The 17,441-nt window shown below is 69.6% G+C and carries 18 protein-coding genes; 13 read left to right on the forward strand and 5 right to left on the reverse strand.

Annotation, left to right across the window (positions count from 1 at the left end; genetic code table 11):
• Nucleotides 1-46 precede the first annotated feature (46 nt).
• The 4 genes from ABD987_RS13465 to ABD987_RS13480 all read left to right on the forward strand — a co-directional run bounded on the left by ABD987_RS13465 (nucleotide 47) and on the right by ABD987_RS13480 (nucleotide 3,731).
• Nucleotides 47-916, forward strand: a complete 870-nt coding sequence (locus ABD987_RS13465) for an alpha/beta fold hydrolase (protein WP_345391531.1) — start codon at nucleotides 47-49, stop codon at nucleotides 914-916.
• Nucleotides 913-2,379 carry an MFS transporter gene (locus tag ABD987_RS13470; RefSeq protein ID WP_345391534.1) on the forward strand — a complete coding sequence of 489 codons (1,467 nt, stop codon included), beginning with the start codon at nucleotides 913-915 and terminating at the stop codon, nucleotides 2,377-2,379. The genes ABD987_RS13465 and ABD987_RS13470 overlap by 4 nt, the downstream gene beginning before the upstream one ends.
• Before the next feature lie 626 nt (nucleotides 2,380-3,005).
• The gene (locus ABD987_RS13475) at nucleotides 3,006-3,338 is read left to right on the forward strand and encodes a MerR family transcriptional regulator (protein ID WP_345391537.1); all 333 of its coding nucleotides are present in this window, start codon (nucleotides 3,006-3,008) and stop codon (nucleotides 3,336-3,338) included.
• A 180-nt stretch (nucleotides 3,339-3,518) separates the two neighbouring features.
• On the forward strand, nucleotides 3,519-3,731 hold the full coding sequence (locus tag ABD987_RS13480; protein ID WP_345391616.1) for a Rossmann-fold NAD(P)-binding domain-containing protein: 213 nt from the start codon (nucleotides 3,519-3,521) through the stop codon (nucleotides 3,729-3,731).
• A gap of 134 nt (nucleotides 3,732-3,865) precedes the next feature.
• Here the strand turns inward: ABD987_RS13480 and ABD987_RS13485 are convergent, their stop codons facing one another.
• The 3 genes from ABD987_RS13485 to ABD987_RS13495 all read right to left on the reverse strand — a co-directional run bounded on the left by ABD987_RS13485 (nucleotide 3,866) and on the right by ABD987_RS13495 (nucleotide 7,050).
• Nucleotides 3,866-4,999 (reverse strand): epoxide hydrolase family protein, encoded by a 1,134-nt coding sequence (locus tag ABD987_RS13485; RefSeq protein WP_345391540.1) that lies wholly within the window; start codon nucleotides 4,997-4,999, stop codon nucleotides 3,866-3,868.
• A 409-nt stretch (nucleotides 5,000-5,408) separates the two neighbouring features.
• Nucleotides 5,409-6,215 carry an SDR family NAD(P)-dependent oxidoreductase gene (locus ABD987_RS13490; RefSeq protein WP_345391542.1) on the reverse strand — a complete coding sequence of 269 codons (807 nt, stop codon included), beginning with the start codon at nucleotides 6,213-6,215 and terminating at the stop codon, nucleotides 5,409-5,411.
• Between the two features lie 52 nt (nucleotides 6,216-6,267).
• Nucleotides 6,268-7,050 (reverse strand): MBL fold metallo-hydrolase, encoded by a 783-nt coding sequence (locus ABD987_RS13495; protein ID WP_345391544.1) that lies wholly within the window; start codon nucleotides 7,048-7,050, stop codon nucleotides 6,268-6,270.
• Between the two features lie 93 nt (nucleotides 7,051-7,143).
• Between ABD987_RS13495 and ABD987_RS13500 the strand changes: the two genes are divergently transcribed.
• The 7 genes from ABD987_RS13500 (at nucleotide 7,144) to ABD987_RS13530 (ending at nucleotide 14,287) form a co-directional block, all read left to right on the forward strand.
• On the forward strand, nucleotides 7,144-7,746 hold the full coding sequence (locus ABD987_RS13500) for a TetR/AcrR family transcriptional regulator (protein ID WP_345391547.1): 603 nt from the start codon (nucleotides 7,144-7,146) through the stop codon (nucleotides 7,744-7,746).
• Nucleotides 7,747-8,028: 282 nt separating this feature from the next.
• Nucleotides 8,029-9,258 carry an ROK family transcriptional regulator gene (locus tag ABD987_RS13505; protein WP_345391550.1) on the forward strand — a complete coding sequence of 410 codons (1,230 nt, stop codon included), beginning with the start codon at nucleotides 8,029-8,031 and terminating at the stop codon, nucleotides 9,256-9,258.
• Nucleotides 9,259-9,389: 131 nt separating this feature from the next.
• Complete coding sequence (locus tag ABD987_RS13510) at nucleotides 9,390-10,451, forward strand: ABC transporter substrate-binding protein (protein WP_378214389.1); 1,062 nt, start codon at nucleotides 9,390-9,392, stop codon at nucleotides 10,449-10,451.
• On the forward strand, nucleotides 10,448-11,236 hold the full coding sequence (locus ABD987_RS13515) for an ABC transporter ATP-binding protein (protein WP_345391553.1): 789 nt from the start codon (nucleotides 10,448-10,450) through the stop codon (nucleotides 11,234-11,236). Before ABD987_RS13510 ends, ABD987_RS13515 begins: the two co-directional genes overlap by 4 nt.
• Entirely contained in the window at nucleotides 11,233-12,072 is an 840-nt protein-coding gene (locus ABD987_RS13520; protein ID WP_345391556.1) for an ABC transporter permease, read from the forward strand. The genes ABD987_RS13515 and ABD987_RS13520 overlap by 4 nt, the downstream gene beginning before the upstream one ends.
• Complete coding sequence (locus ABD987_RS13525; protein WP_345391559.1) at nucleotides 12,069-13,394, forward strand: LLM class flavin-dependent oxidoreductase; 1,326 nt, start codon at nucleotides 12,069-12,071, stop codon at nucleotides 13,392-13,394. The genes ABD987_RS13520 and ABD987_RS13525 overlap by 4 nt, the downstream gene beginning before the upstream one ends.
• Nucleotides 13,391-14,287 carry a TauD/TfdA dioxygenase family protein gene (locus ABD987_RS13530; RefSeq protein WP_345391562.1) on the forward strand — a complete coding sequence of 299 codons (897 nt, stop codon included), beginning with the start codon at nucleotides 13,391-13,393 and terminating at the stop codon, nucleotides 14,285-14,287. The genes ABD987_RS13525 and ABD987_RS13530 overlap by 4 nt, the downstream gene beginning before the upstream one ends.
• An 87-nt stretch (nucleotides 14,288-14,374) precedes the next feature.
• Here the strand turns inward: ABD987_RS13530 and ABD987_RS13535 are convergent, their stop codons facing one another.
• Nucleotides 14,375-14,893, reverse strand: coding sequence for a MarR family winged helix-turn-helix transcriptional regulator (locus ABD987_RS13535; RefSeq protein WP_345391565.1), 519 nt, complete (start codon nucleotides 14,891-14,893; stop codon nucleotides 14,375-14,377).
• Between the two features lie 39 nt (nucleotides 14,894-14,932).
• Between ABD987_RS13535 and ABD987_RS13540 the strand changes: the two genes are divergently transcribed.
• Entirely contained in the window at nucleotides 14,933-15,811 is an 879-nt protein-coding gene (locus tag ABD987_RS13540; protein ID WP_345391568.1) for a DMT family transporter, read from the forward strand.
• A gap of 42 nt (nucleotides 15,812-15,853) precedes the next feature.
• On the opposite strand, the gene ABD987_RS13545 is transcribed toward ABD987_RS13540, so the two are convergent.
• A complete protein-coding gene (locus ABD987_RS13545) occupies nucleotides 15,854-16,084 on the reverse strand; it encodes a hypothetical protein (RefSeq protein ID WP_345391571.1) in 231 nt (76 codons plus the stop codon).
• A 691-nt stretch (nucleotides 16,085-16,775) separates the two neighbouring features.
• Between ABD987_RS13545 and ABD987_RS13550 the strand changes: the two genes are divergently transcribed.
• Complete coding sequence (locus ABD987_RS13550; RefSeq protein ID WP_345391574.1) at nucleotides 16,776-17,426, forward strand: DUF2637 domain-containing protein; 651 nt, start codon at nucleotides 16,776-16,778, stop codon at nucleotides 17,424-17,426.
• The last annotated feature ends 15 nt before the right edge of the window (nucleotides 17,427-17,441 follow it).

Below are 17,441 nucleotides of genomic sequence, written 5' to 3' on the forward strand. Positions count from 1 at the left end.
GGTGTGACCTGGTGACGTCAATGACCACGACTTCCCAGGGGTCCGCGTGAACCGTCCCTCCTCGTCCGAGACCGTCGTCCTGCTGGTGCACGGCGCCTGGCACTCCGCGCTGCACTGGGCGTCGACGCAGCGTTTCCTCGCACGCCACGGCCTGGCCGGCGTCGCCGTCGACCTGCCGGGGGCCGGGCTCGACGCCCCGGTCCCGACCGGGTACTTCCAGCCTGGCCAGCCCGGTCTCGACAGCGAGAAGTCGGCGCTGCACGACGTCACGATGCAGGACACCACGGATGTCGTGCTCGATGCGCTGGCCGCCGCCCGCACGCGATACCGCAACGTGGTCCTGGTCGCGCACAGCGCCGGAGGTTCCCCGGCGTCGGCCGCCGCGGAGCAGGCACCCGAGCTCATCGACCGGATCGTCTACCTCTCCGCGTCCGTGCCCGCGGGACGGCCCCGGTTCGCCGACTACATCGGCGCCGAGGAGAACGCCGGCGCCGTCCAGGTGCCACCGGTCGGCGATCCGGAGAAACTCGGCGCGATCCGGATCAACCCGCTCTCGCCCGACTCGGCCGTGACCGCCGTGATCCGCCGGGCCTTCCTCGACGACCTGCCCGCGGACAGCTCGGATTCCTGGCGGCAGTTCCTGCACCCGGATCTCCCGCTCTCGAGCTTCACCACGCCGGTTCCGCTCTCGCCCGAACGCTGGGGGCGGCTTCCGCGCACCTACATCCGGTTGACCGACGACCTCGCATTGCCGCCCGCGACACAGGACCTGATGATCGCCGAAGCTGATCGAGTGGCACCGGACCAGCCGTTCCAGGTGCGGTCCCTGCCGGGCGGCCACTCGCCGTTCGTGACCCGGCCCGCGCAACTGGCAACGATGCTCGCCACGATCGCGTTGCAGCGGCTGACCCGATGACACTCCTTCGTTCACCGGCCACGGCAAGACGGCTCCTCCTGCCGATCATCCTGTCCGGCACCTTCGTCCAGCTGTTCAGCGTGACGGTCATGCAGGTAGGCGTGGTCGACATGCGGCGGGACCTCGGCGCCGGCGCGGGTACGGGCGAGCTGGTTCTCGCCGGCTACACCCTCACCTACGCCTGCTCGCTGATCGTGTCCGCACGGCTGGGCGACCGGTACGGCCACCGGCGGATGTTCGTCGCCGGGATGGCGTTGTTCACCGCCGCCTCGATCGGCGCGGCCGCGGCACCCACAGCTTGGGTCCTGATCGCCGGCCGCCTGCTGCAGGGTTTCGGCAGCGGGCTCATGGCACCGCAGATCCTGTCGATCATCCAGTCGGCGGTTCCCCCGCACCGCAGGCCAGCCGCGTTGAGCGCCTTCGGAGCGACCATGGCGGCGGCCTCGCTCGCGGGTCCGGTGCTCGGCGGCGTGCTGATCCAGCTGAACCCGCTGGGCCTGGGCTGGCGAGCGGCCATGCTGTTGACGGTGCCCGTCGGGATCGCCGCGCTTGTCGTCTCGCCCGCCCTGCCGCCCGTCCGCGGCGAACGAGAGGCGAAACGCCTCGATCCGGTCGGAGCGAGCCTGAGCCTGGCGGGCTTCGCGCTGCTGGTGCTTCCCCTGACGATGGGACGGGATGCGGGGTGGCCACTGTGGACGTGGGCGAGCCTGGCGCTGGCAGTGCTGCTGCTGACCGGATTCGCGGTTTCCCAGCGCAGCGCCGCCGATCCGCTCATCCATCGATCCGCATTGGCCGAACCAGCGACCAGGTGGGGGCTCGGCATCGTCCTGGTCTTCAACGCGGGCGTGCCGTCCTTCACCCTGCTCCTGTCGATGCACCTGCAGGGCGTTCAGGGCTGGAGTCCGCTTCAGACCGGACTCGGCATCACTCCGTATGCTCTCGGTGCGCTGGCCGGAAGCGGGATCGCGAACAGTCTGGGCAAGCGTTTCGGCCCCTTGGCTCTCGCGGCGTCCTCCCTCACCATGGGATTCGTGTCGCTCGTCGTCCCGGTCGCCATCGACGGCCACGACCTGTTGTGGGTGTACTGGCTCGCGCTGTGCCTTGGCGGCGCCGGTTTCGGCGTGTTCACCGCTTCGGCGTTCACCCAGATCATCGCCAAGGTCCGACCCGAGGCCGCCACCTCGGTCTCCGGCCTGCTCCCGACGGCGCAGCAACTGGGCGGGACACTGGGCGTCGCGCTCGCCGGCATCGCCTACTCGGCCCCTTCCGGGAACTCCGGCGACGCGCTGTGGCACGCGATGACCTACGAGGCCGCGGTGTTCACCCTCGCCGCGATCTGCGCGGTCGGCCTGGCCCGGCGCGCGACTCGAACGGCGCCGGCACAACGAGGCACCGCTCCCGCCGTCCCCGCTCCAGCAACCGCGACAGGGCATCGGCGTACTCGCCCAGGTCACGCACCCTGACCAGGCCGTACCGCTCATCGAGCGGATCCCGGGTGACCTCGTCGCTCATGGCCGTGTGTCCCTTCCACTGCATATCCGTCCGACACGCCACACAAAATCTATGCTGACCGGAGTAGACATTCAACGACGGGTGCGTGTAGTCTTCTCCTCGTACCGAGAGAGACAACGTCAAGCAGGCGCGGGAGATGACGTAACTACCCGCGAGGTGAGACACGACGGTCAGGTGGCCGGAGCCGATCAGTGAACGAGGCTCTGGGCAGTGACCAGCGGCGTCAGCGTGCTGGGACCGATCAGTGGAAGGGTTCCCGGCGGTGACGCTCGCAGCAGGTGAAGTAGCAGTACCCGAAGTGGCAGTACCCAGTAAGTGGAAAACACAGGAGAGAAGGGAACGGGAACATCATTGGATCGCCCGCGGCGGCCGGACAGCGCCGCGCGGGTGCCGCAGTCCCATCGAGTTCGGAGGTGGTGCTCGGTTACGAATGAGCGATCCCCGCAAGGTCCGGCTTTCCGCCGGACGCGGGTGCAGGAAGCCGGCGGCTACGCCGGTTGGCAATGATGAGACCCAACCCCTGAGGACCCCGGGTGCCGTACACGGCACCCGGGGTCCTTCGTGATGTGGAGGTGGAATGACCCCTGACCAAGAAGGACCGGCTACGCCCAGCGGAGCCGACAAGTTCGACGACGAGCACTACCCCGCCTACACCATGGGCCGGGCCGCCGACATGCTCGGTACCAGCCAAGGATTCCTGCGCAGCCTCGACGAGGCCGGCCTGATCACCCCGCAACGCTCCGCCGGCGGGCACCGCCGCTACACCCGGCACCAGTTGCGGCTGGCCACCCGGGTACGGGAACTGGTCGACCAGGGCACCGCCATCGACGCCGCCTGCCGCATCGTCGTCCTCGAAAACCAACTCCACGAAGCCCAGCGCCTCAACGCCGAACTCCGCGCCGACGACTGAACCCCACCTCCGACCGGCTCGGCACGCGGTCCCGCACCGCGTGCCGATGCGCGGCGACACTCACCTCGCCCCGCACACCCGGAGATCACGACGACCACGGCATACGTCGAGACCGCCCTCCCTCGGCAGGCACTCGAACGCGGCCACATCGTCCGGGCCATCGCCCGCGATCCGGACCGGATCACCATTCCGGACACCCCGGGCCTGGCCAAGATCGTCGCGGACGTGTTCCACACCGACGAGATCGACTCGGCGCTCGAAGGCAACGAACTGGTGCTCTCCGGACTGGGTGTACCCAAGGGGACAAAGCCGGGCGTGCTGACCGCGGGCGCCCGGTCGGCGGTGGCGTCGGGCTCGATGCCTCCCCCAAAAACATCTTCCGCCTCATGGTGAGCCGGGACACCGTTGCCGCCGCGATGCTCGACGAAGCGGAGAACCCGCGGTTCCCCGGCCGGATCGCTGTCCCACTCACGCGCTGAAGTGATCGGTGACCGTGCACTGGCCCACCCGGCTCGACGCTCCGGTGCTCACCGCAGCGGCCGGAAGAATTCGGTGAGGTCGTGAGCGAGCAGCTCGGGTTCTTCGTGTGCGGGGAAGTGACCGCCGCGGGGCATCTCCGTGTACCTCGTGACGTTGTAGGTGCGCTCGGCCCAGCCGCGTGGCGGTAGCGTGAGGTCGGCCGGAAACAGCGCGACGGCGGTGGGGACCTCGATCCGCTCGACTCTGCGCGTCAGGTTCTCGCTGTACTCGTAGTATGGCCGGAACGAGGTCGAAATGGTGTTGGTGAACCAGTAGAGCGACGCCTGTGTCAGCAGGAAGTCGTCGCTGAACCGCGAGGACAGGTCACCTCCGCAGTCGCTCCAGGCACGGTACTTCTCGATCATCCATGCGAGCAGCCCGGCCGGTGAGTCGGCCAGACCGTAGCTCAAGGTGACCGGCCGGGTGCTCTGCTGGTGCTGATACGCGCCTTCCTTCGCCGACCAGGTCGCCACCGAGTCGAGATAGGCGCGCTCCTGCGCGGTGATGCTCTGCTCGTCGTAGGCGACCGGACTGGCGACGGCCGCCAGGTGGATACCCACCAGGGCGTCGGGATGGGCTTCGGCCAGCCGGGAGGTGATGCCCGCGCCCAGGTCTGTGCCGTGTGCCCCATACCGGGCGAGCCCCAGTTCCTCCCGCATGAGCAAGTGCCACAGTTCGTGGGTCTGCAAGGGATCCGTGAGCGAAGGCCGTTGCGGGGAGAAAGCGAATCCTGGCAGCGACGGGACGATGACGGTGAACGAGTCCGCCGCGCGACCACCGTGCCTGGACGGGGTGGCCAGTCGCTGGGCGAGGTCGGTCAGCTCCAGGAACGAGCTGGGCCACCCGTTGGTCAGCACGATCGGCAGGGCGTCCGGAGTCTCGCCGTCGAAACGCAGGTAGTGCACCGGTGTCCCGGCGAGGTCGGCGACGTGGTGGGGCAGGGCGTTGATGGCGGCTTCGTGAGCACGCCAGTCGTAGCCCGCTGCCCAGTAGGCGACCAGTCGCCGCAACTCCCCGGGATCGGTTCCCGCCGACCAGCCGGTCACCGGCCACGGAGCCGGCCATCGCGTGGCGGCCAGCCGCGCTCGCAGCTCGCCGAGTTCGGCATCGGTGACCTCGAGCACGAGCCTGTCGGGAACCATGGTTTTCTCCTTGCACTCGTGGAAAGCCGTCCTTGCCGGGCGGATCGGCTGTCTTGGCGATCGCGGCCCGTGCAGCCTCCCGTGACCGCGGTCCGGCCGCCAGCAATGCGTGCCTGATCATCCCTTCGGGCAGCGCGTCCAGGCGTGCGGCGTCGTCCGCGCCGGTGAAGCGGGCCAGTACCTGCTGGCTAGACGCGCGGTCCGGGGTTGCGCGGTGCCGTGAGGTGCTCCGCCTACCGCGGCGGATGCCGTTCCCGAAGGCCACCTGAACGGAGAAACTCGACGTCGCGAGCCCAACGCCCGAATGTGGCATTGGGTGCGTCCAACGCACCCAATGTGGCGTTCGGTGCGTCCAACGCACCGAACGCCACATTGGGGCGCATGACCGCGGCGGATCAGGGCCCGGTCGTCACGAGCCCATGCCGGCGCGTTCGAAGGCCAGCGTGGGCAGGTCGACCGCATGCGCCCCGCCATCGGCGACCAGTACCGCACCGGTGATGTACGACGATTCCGGCGAGCCGAGGAAACGGACGATGGAAGCGATCTCGTCCGGTTCGGCCGGGCGTCGGAGCGGAACCTCGGCGGTCGCCCGGCGGTAGCCCTCTTCACGCCCGCCGGTGAACCCGGCCGCCTCGGCGAACTGGTCCATCTCGCCATCGGCCATCGGGGTACGGACCCAGCCAGGGCAGACCGCGTTCGCCCGGACACCGCGCGGACCGTAGTCCCGGGCGATCGACCGCGTCAGGCCGATCAGCGCGTGCTTCGCCACGGTGTACCCCGCGACGTTGGGACCGGCGAACAGCCCGGCCAGCGAGGACACGATCACCACCTGTCCCCCGGACTCCACCAGCGAGGGCAACGATGCCCGGCAAAACACGAACGCGCTCGACAGGTTCGAACGCAACGCCAGCTCCCACTCCTCGTCACCGGTGTCGACCACCGACGACAGCCCGTGCCCGCCCGCGTTCGCGACCACCACGTCCAGCCGCCCGAACCGGCCGACGATCTCCGCGACCGCCCTCTCCGCGTCCGCGGTCACACTCGCGTCACAGGTGATGACGTGCGCCCCGGTCTCGGCCGCCACCTTCTCCAGCAGCTCACGACGCCGCCCGAGAACCACCACCTTCGCGCCCTCGGCCGCGTACCGGCGCGCCACCGCCGCGCCGATGCCCGTACCGCCGCCAGTGACCGCGACGACCCTGCTCTCTGTACTCATGACAATTCCTTTCCCTGATCCTGAGCTGTTGGTGGGCACACGAGATTTCCGGTCAGGCGGCGAGGTCGAGCCATTCCCCGACGGGTAGGACGTGTGCGCGTGCTCCGGCGTGCGTGTGGAACTCGGTTTCCAGGTCGGTGACTTCGACGTAGCCCGGGACCTTGTCCGGTTGGTCCGCTTCGTAGTGCATCGGTACGGCGTATCGGGCGTCGAGGATTTCCGCGGCTGCGGCGGCCTGCTTCGGGTCCATCGCGGCGGGCAGTGGGCTCGGCGGCTGTAGGTGCGGGGCGTCGACCACCGCGCCGTTGGCGGGCAGGAACACCGCGTCGAACGGGCCGAACCGGCGCGCGATGAGCCACCAGTAGCCGTGGAACATGGTGTCGCCGCCGTGGAAGATCCGCTGCCCGTCGGCCCGCACCACCCAGTTCAGCTGCGGGTCGCCCAGTCCGTCGACGGCGGGGATCGCGGTGACGCGGAAGGGTCCGGTCTCGTGGGTGGACCAGGGGTCCACGATCTCGGTGGTCAACCGGTGCCGGGTCAGTTCGCGCTCGGCGGGCAGCGTCGTCACGTTGTCCACGTCGTCGCCGTGGCCGGGTGCCGGGCGGAGCACCGGCGCTCCCGGCGTCAGCACGTCGGCGAGGGCGGCCGCGTCGGTGTGGTCGCGGTGCAGGTGGGTGAGCAGCGCGGCGGTGACCGGCCCGCTCGGCGCCGTCAGCCCCTCGCCGGCCTGCCAGCCGGTGAACAACGGTGACAGGTCCCGCACGTAGTCGATCACCAGCCGCTCGCCGCCCGCCTCGATTTCCAGTCCGGCCCAGCCCAGTCGTCGCGTCCGCATCTCGTTCTCCTTCGTCGCCGGTGGTCGCGACGAAAGTTAGCGTACGCACGTTCGCTAAATCAATAGCGAACGTGCGTACGCTATTCTTGTCACATGTCACCGCGACGTTCAGCGGCCGAGGCGCGGGCCACCCGGGGCCGGATCCTCGACCGTGCTGCCGAGATCGCCTCCGAGGAGGGGCTGGACGGCATCACCATCGGCCGGCTCGCCGACGAGCTGGAGATGAGCAAGTCCGGGGTGCACAAGCACTTCGGCACCAAGGAGACACTCCAGATCTCCACATTGGACAAGGCGTTCGTCGACTTCTGGCACCGGGTGGTCGAACCCGCGCTGGCCGAGCCACCCGGGCTGCGGCGGCTGCGCGCGGTGTGCGCGAACTCGGTGGGGTACCTGGAGGCGCCGCTGCTGCCCGGCGGCTGCCTGATGACCGCGGCGCTCACCGAGTACGACGGCCGGCCGGGCCCGGTCCGCGACGCGGTGGCCGAGGTGTGGTCGCGCTGGCGGGAACGGCTGCGGGCGGACCTGACCGCGGCGGTGGAGCACGGCGAGCTGCCCGCCGGGTTCGACGTCGACCAGGCGCTGTTCGAGATCATCGCCGCCGGGCTGGCACTGAACGCGGCCATGCAACTCCAACACGACCAGGCGGCCGCGGGACGGGCCCGCCGCGCGATCGAACGAGCCCTGAACCAGCCCTGACCGCACGCCGGACCAGGCAAACCCGATCCCTTCCCGACGACCGGACCGCCTGACCACGTTCCCGGCGGCCGGTGATCCACCGAGAGCACGTGTCGGCCTGGGCGTGGGTCGGTTGGCCGGTTGTTGTTGACCCGCGCGCGTGTTCCCGCGCCGTGCCGGGGCAGCCGGAGGCGTGCTCGATTCTCGATCGCCGCGACCGGGTTCAGCGTATCCGGCCACGGGCTGGGTGCCCACATGGTGGGCTGAGGGGAGCCAGGGCCGGGGGTCTGTCACGATCGGTTCATGACCTCCCAGCGAGCGGGGGCTGATGATCCACAAAGGACACAATCGCGCGGACCCCGGCGCGGTGCCAGCGCGAGCGCGGTCCTGCGCGCGGTGCTCGACCACGGCCCGATCGCTCGGCGCACCATCGCCCGGCACACCGGCCTGTCCGCCGCCGCGGTCACCGGGCACACCGCCGAGCTGGCCCGGCACGGGCTGCTGCGTGAGCTGCCGGAGGAGATCGGCCCAAAAGGGCCAGGCCGCCCCCACGTCCCGGTCGACCTCGACACCGAGCGGCATGTCGTGTGCGGTGTGCACCTCGCCGTACACCACGCCACGGTCGCGCTACTCGACCTGCGCGGCAATGTCCTTGTACAGCACGAAGAACCTCATGACGGGCTCGGCGCGGAGGAGCTGCTCGCCCGGACTGCGGAGATCCTCGACGATCTGCTGCTGGGGCACGCGCCGGACCGGGTGCCGCTCGGCCTCGGCGTGGCTACCGGCGGCTGGGTGGATCGTGAGTCCGGCACGGTCGTCGAGCACGCGATGCTGGGCTGGCGGAACGTACCCGCCCGCGCGCTGCTGGCGTCCTGCACCGGGCTCGCCGTCGAGGTCGACGGCCACGCGCGGGCGCTCGTGCGCGCGGAACGGTTGCTCGGGAGCCGTCGGGCCCGGGAAAGCGTGGTCCAGCTGTTCACCGGCAATGTGGTCGACGCCGCGTTCGCGACCGGGGACACCGTGCACCACGGTCCGCGTTCGGCAGCGGGCGCGGTGGCGCACCTGCCGGTCGACGGGAGTACCGAGCCGTGCCGATGCGGGCGCACCGGCTGCCTCGAAGCGGCCGTTTCGGAACAAACGCTGGCGCGCCGAGGCGCCGAAACGGGATTGCTCCCGCGCGCGTCGTTCCCGCAATTACTCGCGCTCGCCAAAACCGGCGACGCCACCGCGCGGCGTATGTTCCTTGACCGCGCCCGGCTCGTGGGGCAGGCCGCGGCATTGCTGATCGACGTGCTCAATCCGGAGGTTCTCGTCCTCGTCGACCAGAGTGTAGCGCAGCTGCCGGACTGTCTTCCCGCCATCCGGGAAGAGGTCCGGATCCGTTCCCGCGCTTGCGTGAACGTCGAGGAAGCCGTTGTGGCGACGAGCTTTCCCGGGCAGGAGCTGGCGACCGCGGGCGGCGCTGTGATGTTGGACGTCCTCTTCGCGGACCCGCTGGGTCCATTGCTGACGCGGTTGTCGCGCGTTTCGTGAATCGTCCGGGTTATTTCAGAAACTCGCAAAATTGACCCTGGGCGCGGCGGCGCCGAAGAATTGTGCGTATCCCCACCAGTGGCGCGGTCTCCGCGCCGGCCGTCGCATACCCGAACCGAAAGAGCACCGCCGTGTACAAGACACTCCGAAAATCCCGGTCGCCGAAAACCACCGGCTCCGCGCTCGCCGCCGTGCTTCTCACCGGCTCGGTGCTGTCCGGGTGCGCGTCGGGTACGGCCACCGGCACCCCCGGCCAGCCCGAGCAGCTCGAACTGCGCTACCAGGGCGGCGCGAACGCGGTCAACCTCGCCGAACTCGCCGAGGATCTGGGCTACTTCGGCAAGGTCAAACTGAAATGGGTGGGCAACACGATCAGCGGCCCGCAGGACATCCAGTCCGCCGCCACCGACCAGACCGACTTCGGCGGCGCCTTCTCCGGTGCCATCGCCAAGCTCATCGACGCGGGCGCTCCGGTCAGGGCGGTGGTCAACTACTACGGCTCGGACGACAAGACCTTCCTCGGCTTCTACACCAGACAGGACAGTCCGATCCGTACCGCCCGCGATCTGATCGGCAGGAAGGTGGGCGTCAACACCGTCGGCGCGAACCTCGAAGCCGTCCTGGACACCTGGCTCAAGCAACAAGGCCTGTCCGACGCCGAGATCAAGCAGGTGCAGCTGGTCGTCATCCCGCCGGTCAACGCCGAACAGGCACTGCGCAACGGACAGCTCGACGTCGCCGCGCTGCAGGGGATCCTGCAGGACCACGCGGTCGCCGGCGGCGGTGTCCGCTCGTTGTTCAGCGACGTCGAAGCGTTCGGCCCGTACAACGGCGGGTCGTATGTGCTGCGCAAGGACTTCATCAAGAAGAACCCGGAGACGACGAAGACCTTCGTCTCCGCGGTGGCCCGCGCGATCGAGTGGGAACGCACCACGCCACGCGAGGAGGTCGTCGCGCGGTTCACCAAGATCATCCAGTCGCGGGGCCGCAACGAGGACACCAGCACCCTGAAGTACTGGAAGAGCGTCGCCATCACCCATGGCGGCTTGATCACCGACAAGGACTACACGCTCTGGACGCCCTGGCTGCGCCAGCAGGGTTTCATCAAGGGCGACACCCTCGACCCGGCGAAGATCTACACCAACGAGTTCAACCCGTACCGTGACGGCGCGACCCCGGCGGCCGGGAAATGACCGCGCCCGCCAAGATCGGCATCCGCGCGGTGACGAAGACCTTCGGCGCGCTGACCGCGCTCGACGACGTCACCCTCGACATCGCGGACGGCACGTTCCTCGCCCTGGTCGGGCCGAGCGGCTCGGGGAAGTCGACGCTGCTCGACCTGCTCGGCGGCCTCGGGACGCCGACGTCGGGTGAGGTGCTCATCGACGGCGCACCGGTGACCGGTCCCGGCCTCGACCGCGGCGTGGTGTTCCAGCAGTACGCGCTCTTCCCGTGGCGCACCGCGCGGGCCAACGTCGAATTCGGCCTCGAAGGCGGGCCGCTCGGCAAGCGTGAGCGAGCGGAGCGGGCGCGTGAATACCTTGACCTGGTAGGGCTTTCCGGCTTCGAGGACCGGTATCCGCACGAGCTGTCCGGCGGCATGAAGCAACGTGTCGCCATCGCACGCAGCCTCGTCTACGACCCGGCCGTGCTGCTGATGGACGAGCCGTTCGCCGCGCTCGACGCACAGACCCGTGAGCAGTTGCAGGACGAACTGCTGCGGATCTGGCGCCGGACCGGCAAGACAGTCGTCTTCATCACGCACGGCATCGACGAGGCGGTGTATCTGGGCCAGCGGGTGGCCGTGCTGACCTCACGCCCCGGGCGGCTCAAGGCGGTCGTCGACATCGACCTCGGCGATCGCGCCGGTGACCTGCGTTCGGATCCCGCCTTCGGCAGGCACCGGCACCTGCTCTGGGAACTGCTGCACGAAGAGGTCGAGAAGGCCGCCGAGACCGAACGGAGTGCCGTGCGATGACCACCACACTGGACACACCGACAGCCCGCGCCGGGATACCGGCGAGAGCGGAACCGAAGCGGCGGAAGCGCCTGGTGGGCCGCGCCTCGCAGGGCTGGGTCGCGGTGGCGCTTTTCCTGGCACTGTGGGAGATCGTCCCCCGGTTCGTCCTCGACGAGGACACCCGGACGTTCCTGCCGCCGATTTCCGAGGACCTGCGGGCCCTGTGGGGCCTCGCGCTCGACGGGCAGCTCGCCGACCACCTGGTGGCGAGCATCGCCCGCTCCGCCGCCGGGTTCGCCGTCGCGGTGGCCGTCGCCGTCCCGCTCGGCCTGCTGATCGGCTGGTACCGGCCGATCGCGCGGTTCCTCCAGCCCCTGCTGGAGCTGGCGCGCAACACCGCCGCGCTGGCGCTGCTGCCGGTGTTCACGCTGCTGCTGGGCATCGGCGAGTTGTCGAAGGTGAGCCTGGTCGTCTACGCCTGTGTGTGGCCGGTGCTGCTCAACACGATCGCCGGGGTGAACTCGGTGGATCCGTTGCTGGTCAAGGCGGCGCGCTCGCTCGGGCTGTCCAGCCCGCGGCTGTTCCGGAAGGTGATCCTGCCCTCGGCGGTGCCGACGGTGTTCACCGGGCTGCGGATGGCGGCGTCGTATTCGGTCCTGGTGCTGATCGCCGCCGAGATGGTCGGCGCGAAGGCCGGGCTCGGCTACCTGATCAACACCACGCAGGTGAATTTCCAGATTCCCCAGATGTACGCCGGGATCATCGCCGTCTCGGTGCTCGGACTGATCGTCAACCAGGGCTTCGTCGTACTGGAGCGGCGAGTCTCGACTTGGCGCGGTAAGGAGAAACCGTGAGCAGGCAGCTGCACCTCAACGCGTTCGTGATGCCGAACGGACACCACGAGGCCGCCTGGCGGCACCCGTCGACGGATCCGCGCCGGGCGCGGACGCTGCGGCACTACGTCGACATCGCGCGCACCGCCGAGCGCGGCATGCTGGACTCCCTCTTCCTCGCCGACGGCGTCGCCTTGTGGAGCAACGTCAAACACAACTCGCACAGTCACTTCGAGCCGTTGACCCTGCTGTCCGCGCTCGCCGCGACGACCGACCACATCGGACTGATCGCGACCGCGTCCACCACCTACAACGAGCCGTACCACCTGGCACGGAAGTTCGCCTCGCTCGATCACCTTTCCGGCGGCAGGGCGGGCTGGAACATCGTCACCTCGGCGGGAGTGGACGAGGCCCGCAACTTCAACCTCGGCACCCGGCCGGGCCACGAGCTGCGCTACGCGCGGGCGACCGAGTTCGTCGACGTCGTCAAGAAACTCTGGGACAGCTGGGACGACGACGCCGCGGTGCTCGACAGGGCGAGCGGGATCTACGCCGATACCGACCGGATCAGGCCGATCGAGCACGAGGGCGAGCACTTCCGGGTGCGCGGGCCGCTGAACATCGAACGACCGGTGCAGGGCCACCCGCTGCTGGTGCAGGCCGGTTCGTCGGAAACCGGCAAGGAGTACGCGGCGCGGCACGCCGAAGCGGTGTTCACCGCGCAGCAGACCTTCGCCGAGGGCAAGGCGTTCTATGACGACGTCAAGGGAAGACTGGCGAAGTACGGCCGTTCGCCGGACGAGATCAAGATCCTGCCGGGAATCTCGCCGATCATCGGCCGTACCACAGCGGAAGCGCGGGCCCGCGAGGCCGAGCTGAACGCGCTGATCACCCCGGAGTACGGGCTCCATCAGCTTTCGAAACTGCTTGACCACGACATCACGGGTTGCCCGCTGGACGGTCCGCTGCCCGACGTCGGGTCGTTCACCGAAGGCGCGCAGAGCCGGCTCGCCCTCGTCGTCGGCCTGGCCCGGCGGGAGAACCTGACGATCCGGCAACTGCTCGAACGGCTCGCCGGGGGCCGTGGTCACCGCGTCTTCGCCGGGACGCCGGTGCGGATCGCCGACGAACTGGAGCAATGGTTCACCGGTGGCGCGGCGGACGGCTTCAACGTCATGCCGCCCACCCTGCCCGGCGGGCTCGACGAGTTCGTCGACCTCGTCGTCCCGGAACTGCGGAGGCGCGGGCTCTTCCGCGCCGAATACACCGGCACCACCCTTCGCGAGCACTACGGCCTCGCCCGGCCTGTCAACCGAAACCGAGTCAAGGAGCACGCCGCATGACCATCCTCAGCACCGACGTCCGCAAGCTGACCGGGAGGATCGGCGCCGAGATCGTCGGCGTCGACCCGGCAGGCGAACTCGACGCCGCCCAGGTGGCGTTCCTGACCGACGCGCTGCACGCGCACAAGGCGCTGGTGTTCCGGAACGTCGAACTCGACGACGAAGGCCAGCAACGCTTCGCCCGCAACTTCGGCGAGCTCACGAAGGCACACCCGACCGTCCCCTCCGTGGACGGCGCGCCCACCGTGCTGCCGGTCGACAGTGAGGAGGGCCGCGCCAACAACTGGCACACCGACGTCACGTTCGTGCTGAACCCGCCGAAGGCCAGCACGCTGCGCAGCATCGTCGTGCCGCCCTACGGAGGCGAGACGCTGATCGCGAACTCCGCCGCGGCGTACCGCGATCTGCCGGAGCCGTTGCGGGCCCTCGCGGACACACTCCGCGCGGTGCACACCAACGACTACGACTACGTCAAGCCGCCGGAGACCGTGAACGACAGGGAGAAGGAGCGACGGGCGCAGTTCGTCTCCAGGAAGTACCGGACCGTGCACCCGGTGGTCCGCGTGCATCCGGTGACCGGTGAGCGCGGGCTGTACATCGGCGGGTTCGCCCAGCGGATCGTCGGGCTCTCGACCGGCGAATCCCGCGATCTGCTGCGATTGCTGCAGTCGTACGTGACGCGGCCGGAGAACATCGTGCGGGTGCGCTGGGAACCGAACCAGCTGGTGCTGTTCGACAACCGCATCACCCAGCACTACGCCATCGACAACTACGACAGCCTGCCACGGCGGCTGAACCGCGTCACCGTCGCCGGGGACATCCCGGTCGGCATCGACGGGGAGTCCAGCACGTCACTGGAGGGCGACGCCTCCCACTACACGCCCGTGGCGTAGCCCGTGGAGGATTCCTTCCCCGGCACGGATCCGGGCAGGGGAAGGAATCCTCCACGGCTTCGCGGGAGGACACGAGCCTGACCCCGCCTACCGCGCGCGCGGCGGGTGGGGCGCTTCGAGCCGGGCCAGCCACTCGGTGAGCAGGTGTTCCAGCCGGGTGGCGTCGGCCGGGGTGAGATCGTCCAGCAGGCGCCGCTCGTTGCGCATGTGGTCGGTGAACGCCTCGTCGATCAGTTCGCGGCCCGCCGGGGTCAGCGCGATCACCCGGCCGCGCCCGTCGGTCGTGCTGGGCCGCCGGGTGACCAGCCCGGCGCGTTCGAGCCGGTCGAGCCGTTTGGTCATGGCCCCGGTGGTGACCATGGTGAAGGCGGCCAATTCCCCGGGAGCCCGTTCGAAGGGGTCGCCCGCCCGGCGGAGCGCGGCGAGGACGTCGAACTCGCCCTCGCCGAGCCCGTGGCGGTGATAGACCAGGCAGAGCCGGTCGGTCAGCAGCGCGGCCACCCGGTGCAGGCGGCCTATCACCCCTTGCGGGCTGACGTCGAGGTCGGGGCGCTCGCGTGCCCATTCGGCCTGGATCCGGGCGACATGGTCCAGCGGTTCGGTCACCCTTCCATACTACCTTCCATGGAAGCTACAGTAGCTTCCATGGAAGGTACCCTGCGGTGGATCCTGATCACCGCCGTCGCGCCGGTCGCCTGGGGCACCAACTACTTCGTCACCCACGAGCATCTGCCGGCGGGCGTGCCGCTCTACGGGGCGGTGATCCGCGCGCTCCCGGCCGGTCTGCTGCTGCTCGCGGTGCGCCGCCGCCTGCCGCGCGGGGCGTGGTGGTGGAAGTCGCTGATACTCGGCGCGCTGAACACGAGCGCGTTCTTCACGCTGATCTACCTCGCGGCGCAGCGGCTGCCGACCAGCCTGGCCTCGATGATCATGGCCACCTCGCCGGTCGTGCTGATGCTGCTGGCCTGGCTGCTCGTCGCCGAGCGGCCCACCGTCCTGGCACTGGCCGGCGCCGCCGTCGGTATCACCGGCGCCTGCCTGATGCTGCTGACCGCGGCGGTACAGGTCGACGCCCTCGGCGTGGCCGCTTCCGTGGGCGCGATGGCGCTGTCCTCGCTCGGCTACATCCTCGCGAAACGATGGGCGGGCGAGGTAGACGTCCTCGCTTCGACCTCATGGCAGCTCATCGCGGGCAGCGTCCTGCTGATCCCGCCGGCGATCGTGGTCGAAGGCGCCCCGCCGGCCCTCGACGGAGACATGCTGCTCGGCTTCGGATACGTCACCGTCGTCGCCACCGCCCTCGCCTTCAGCGCGTGGTTCACCGGCCTCAAACACCTGCCCGCCGCGTCGGTAGGGCTCATCGGGCTGCTCAACCCCGTCACCGGCGTGCTGCTCGGCACCCTCCTGGCCGGGGACACCCTCGCCACGCAGCAACTGTTCGGCATCGCGCTGGTGCTGACCGGACTGCTCCTCGGCCAGCCGCTCACCCGGCGGATGCTGCGCCGCACCCCGCCCCGAGAATGACGGCACCTGACGAGCTGTCCCCCAACCCTCCGGCACCGGCTCTCACCGCAGCCGCGCCGACGCTGGCCACACCAACAGCATCCGGATCCGGGAAGACGCCACCACCGCTGTGACCTCCTGCTCGCCGACCTCGGCACCGTCGACAACCGAGCGGCCCAGGAACGGCAAGCCGAACGGGAACGGCGCCAAAACCGGATAGCCGACGTCGAACGACGCCGGCAGTCGGTCCTGCGACAAGCCCAGGACTGCGAGCCCGGCGACCCCTTCACCCAAGGGCTCAAGCAGACCTACAACGACCTGGAGACGCAGAAGACAGCCGCGAAGGCGGCCATCACGGCCCTCGACGACCAGGACAACGCCGAGCCTGGCCGCCCCGACACCGACGAAGTCGAGTTGCTCAGCGCGTTGCCTACCTGGCGCGGGCCCCACAGCCACTGCTTCACCAGCTGTTCGAGGCCACGCAGCTCGAGATCCGCTTGCACGGCGAAGGCGAAGAGGCCGGTCGACCGGCTACCGGCGGAACCACGCTGGGTCAGGCACCCACCGCACCCTGGGGGTCCGGGGGCTGGGCCCCCGGGTAGGCACAACGCGAACGAGCACCGTGTCTGCGCTTTACAGCAGACACGGTGCTCGCTTCGCTCGCGTACCCCCGACCTGGTACGAACACCAACCACCCCGGAAAACTTGCCCCTGAGCTGCGAATTTCGGCCACCGTCGAGATCGTCCGACGCCACGGCCGAGGCGGTGCTGCCCGATGAACCACGAGCGCTCGACCGCCACCTCCGCATGCCGCCCACCCGACGAGCACTCGCATCCGGACCGCGGCGCAAGCGAACCTCGCCCGGACACGCGATTCACTAGCTCGCCCAGCCGGACCTCGCCAGCCTCCAGCACACCACCCGACCGGGTCGTCAGTCCCCTGGTTCCCGCTGTTGATCGGGCTCGGCACGATCGCGCACTCTGGGTGCAGTGCGCCTGCACCGCACTCGTCGCACTCGGAGCCGCCTACGCCTCCTACCGCCACGGCCGCGAATTCGCCTTCCGCTTCGGCGCCGACCAAGCCACCGCAGCAATCTGGCCCCTGATCGTCGACGGCCTGCTCACCACCGCCACCGTCGAACTCTGGAAACCCCACCACGGCGGAAACAGCCGCTGGGCGGCCTGGCTCGCCTTCCTCTTCGGCATCACCCTCTCCCTCTGCGCCAACATCGGCGCCGCCCCGACACTCAACGTGCTCTCCATCGCGGTAGCCGCCTGCCCACCGCTCGCCCTCCTGCTCGCCGTCGAACTCCTCAACCGCGCCCTCAAACGCCACCGCACCGAGACCACCGCCCGTACGCCCCGCGCCGACGAGACCGACACCGAGACACACAACGCCACGCGCCTCACCGTCCTCCCCGCTCCAACAGCCCTTCCGTCAGCCGGGCACACCGCCGAAGAACGCATGTGGACGCACTACAAAGCACAACGCCTCAGCGGCCACACGCCGACCGGAGCCGAACTTGAGCTTCCCCCTGTTCGCCGGACACGGCGGGTGTGGGGTCAGGCGGTCACGTTGGGTGGCGTGTGGAGGGCCTCAAACGTGACCGGGGCGTGCATCCCGATGCTGGAATGACGCCGTTTGGGGTTG

Source organism: Amycolatopsis samaneae (assembly GCF_039541975.1).
GTDB classification, from domain to species: domain Bacteria; phylum Actinomycetota; class Actinomycetes; order Mycobacteriales; family Pseudonocardiaceae; genus Amycolatopsis; species Amycolatopsis samaneae.

Bases quoted from the DNA above. Each gene is read 5' to 3' on its own strand.
- ABD987_RS13495 (WP_345391544.1), bottom strand. From the start codon at position 7,050: ATGCGGACGCGACGACTGGGCTGGGCCGGACTGGAAATCGAGGCGGGC.
- ABD987_RS13515 (WP_345391553.1), top strand. From the start codon at position 10,448: ATGACCGCGCCCGCCAAGATCGGCATCCGCGCGGTGACGAAGACCTTC.
- ABD987_RS13520 (WP_345391556.1), top strand. From the start codon at position 11,233: ATGACCACCACACTGGACACACCGACAGCCCGCGCCGGGATACCGGCG.
- ABD987_RS13530 (WP_345391562.1), top strand. From the start codon at position 13,391: ATGACCATCCTCAGCACCGACGTCCGCAAGCTGACCGGGAGGATCGGC.
- ABD987_RS13490 (WP_345391542.1), bottom strand. From the start codon at position 6,215: ATGAGTACAGAGAGCAGGGTCGTCGCGGTCACTGGCGGCGGTACGGGC.
- ABD987_RS13485 (WP_345391540.1), bottom strand. From the start codon at position 4,999: ATGGTTCCCGACAGGCTCGTGCTCGAGGTCACCGATGCCGAACTCGGC.
- ABD987_RS13500 (WP_345391547.1), top strand. From the start codon at position 7,144: ATGTCACCGCGACGTTCAGCGGCCGAGGCGCGGGCCACCCGGGGCCGG.
- ABD987_RS13505 (WP_345391550.1), top strand. From the start codon at position 8,029: ATGACCTCCCAGCGAGCGGGGGCTGATGATCCACAAAGGACACAATCG.
- ABD987_RS13470 (WP_345391534.1), top strand. From the start codon at position 913: ATGACACTCCTTCGTTCACCGGCCACGGCAAGACGGCTCCTCCTGCCG.
- ABD987_RS13540 (WP_345391568.1), top strand. From the start codon at position 14,933: ATGGAAGGTACCCTGCGGTGGATCCTGATCACCGCCGTCGCGCCGGTC.
- ABD987_RS13475 (WP_345391537.1), top strand. From the start codon at position 3,006: ATGACCCCTGACCAAGAAGGACCGGCTACGCCCAGCGGAGCCGACAAG.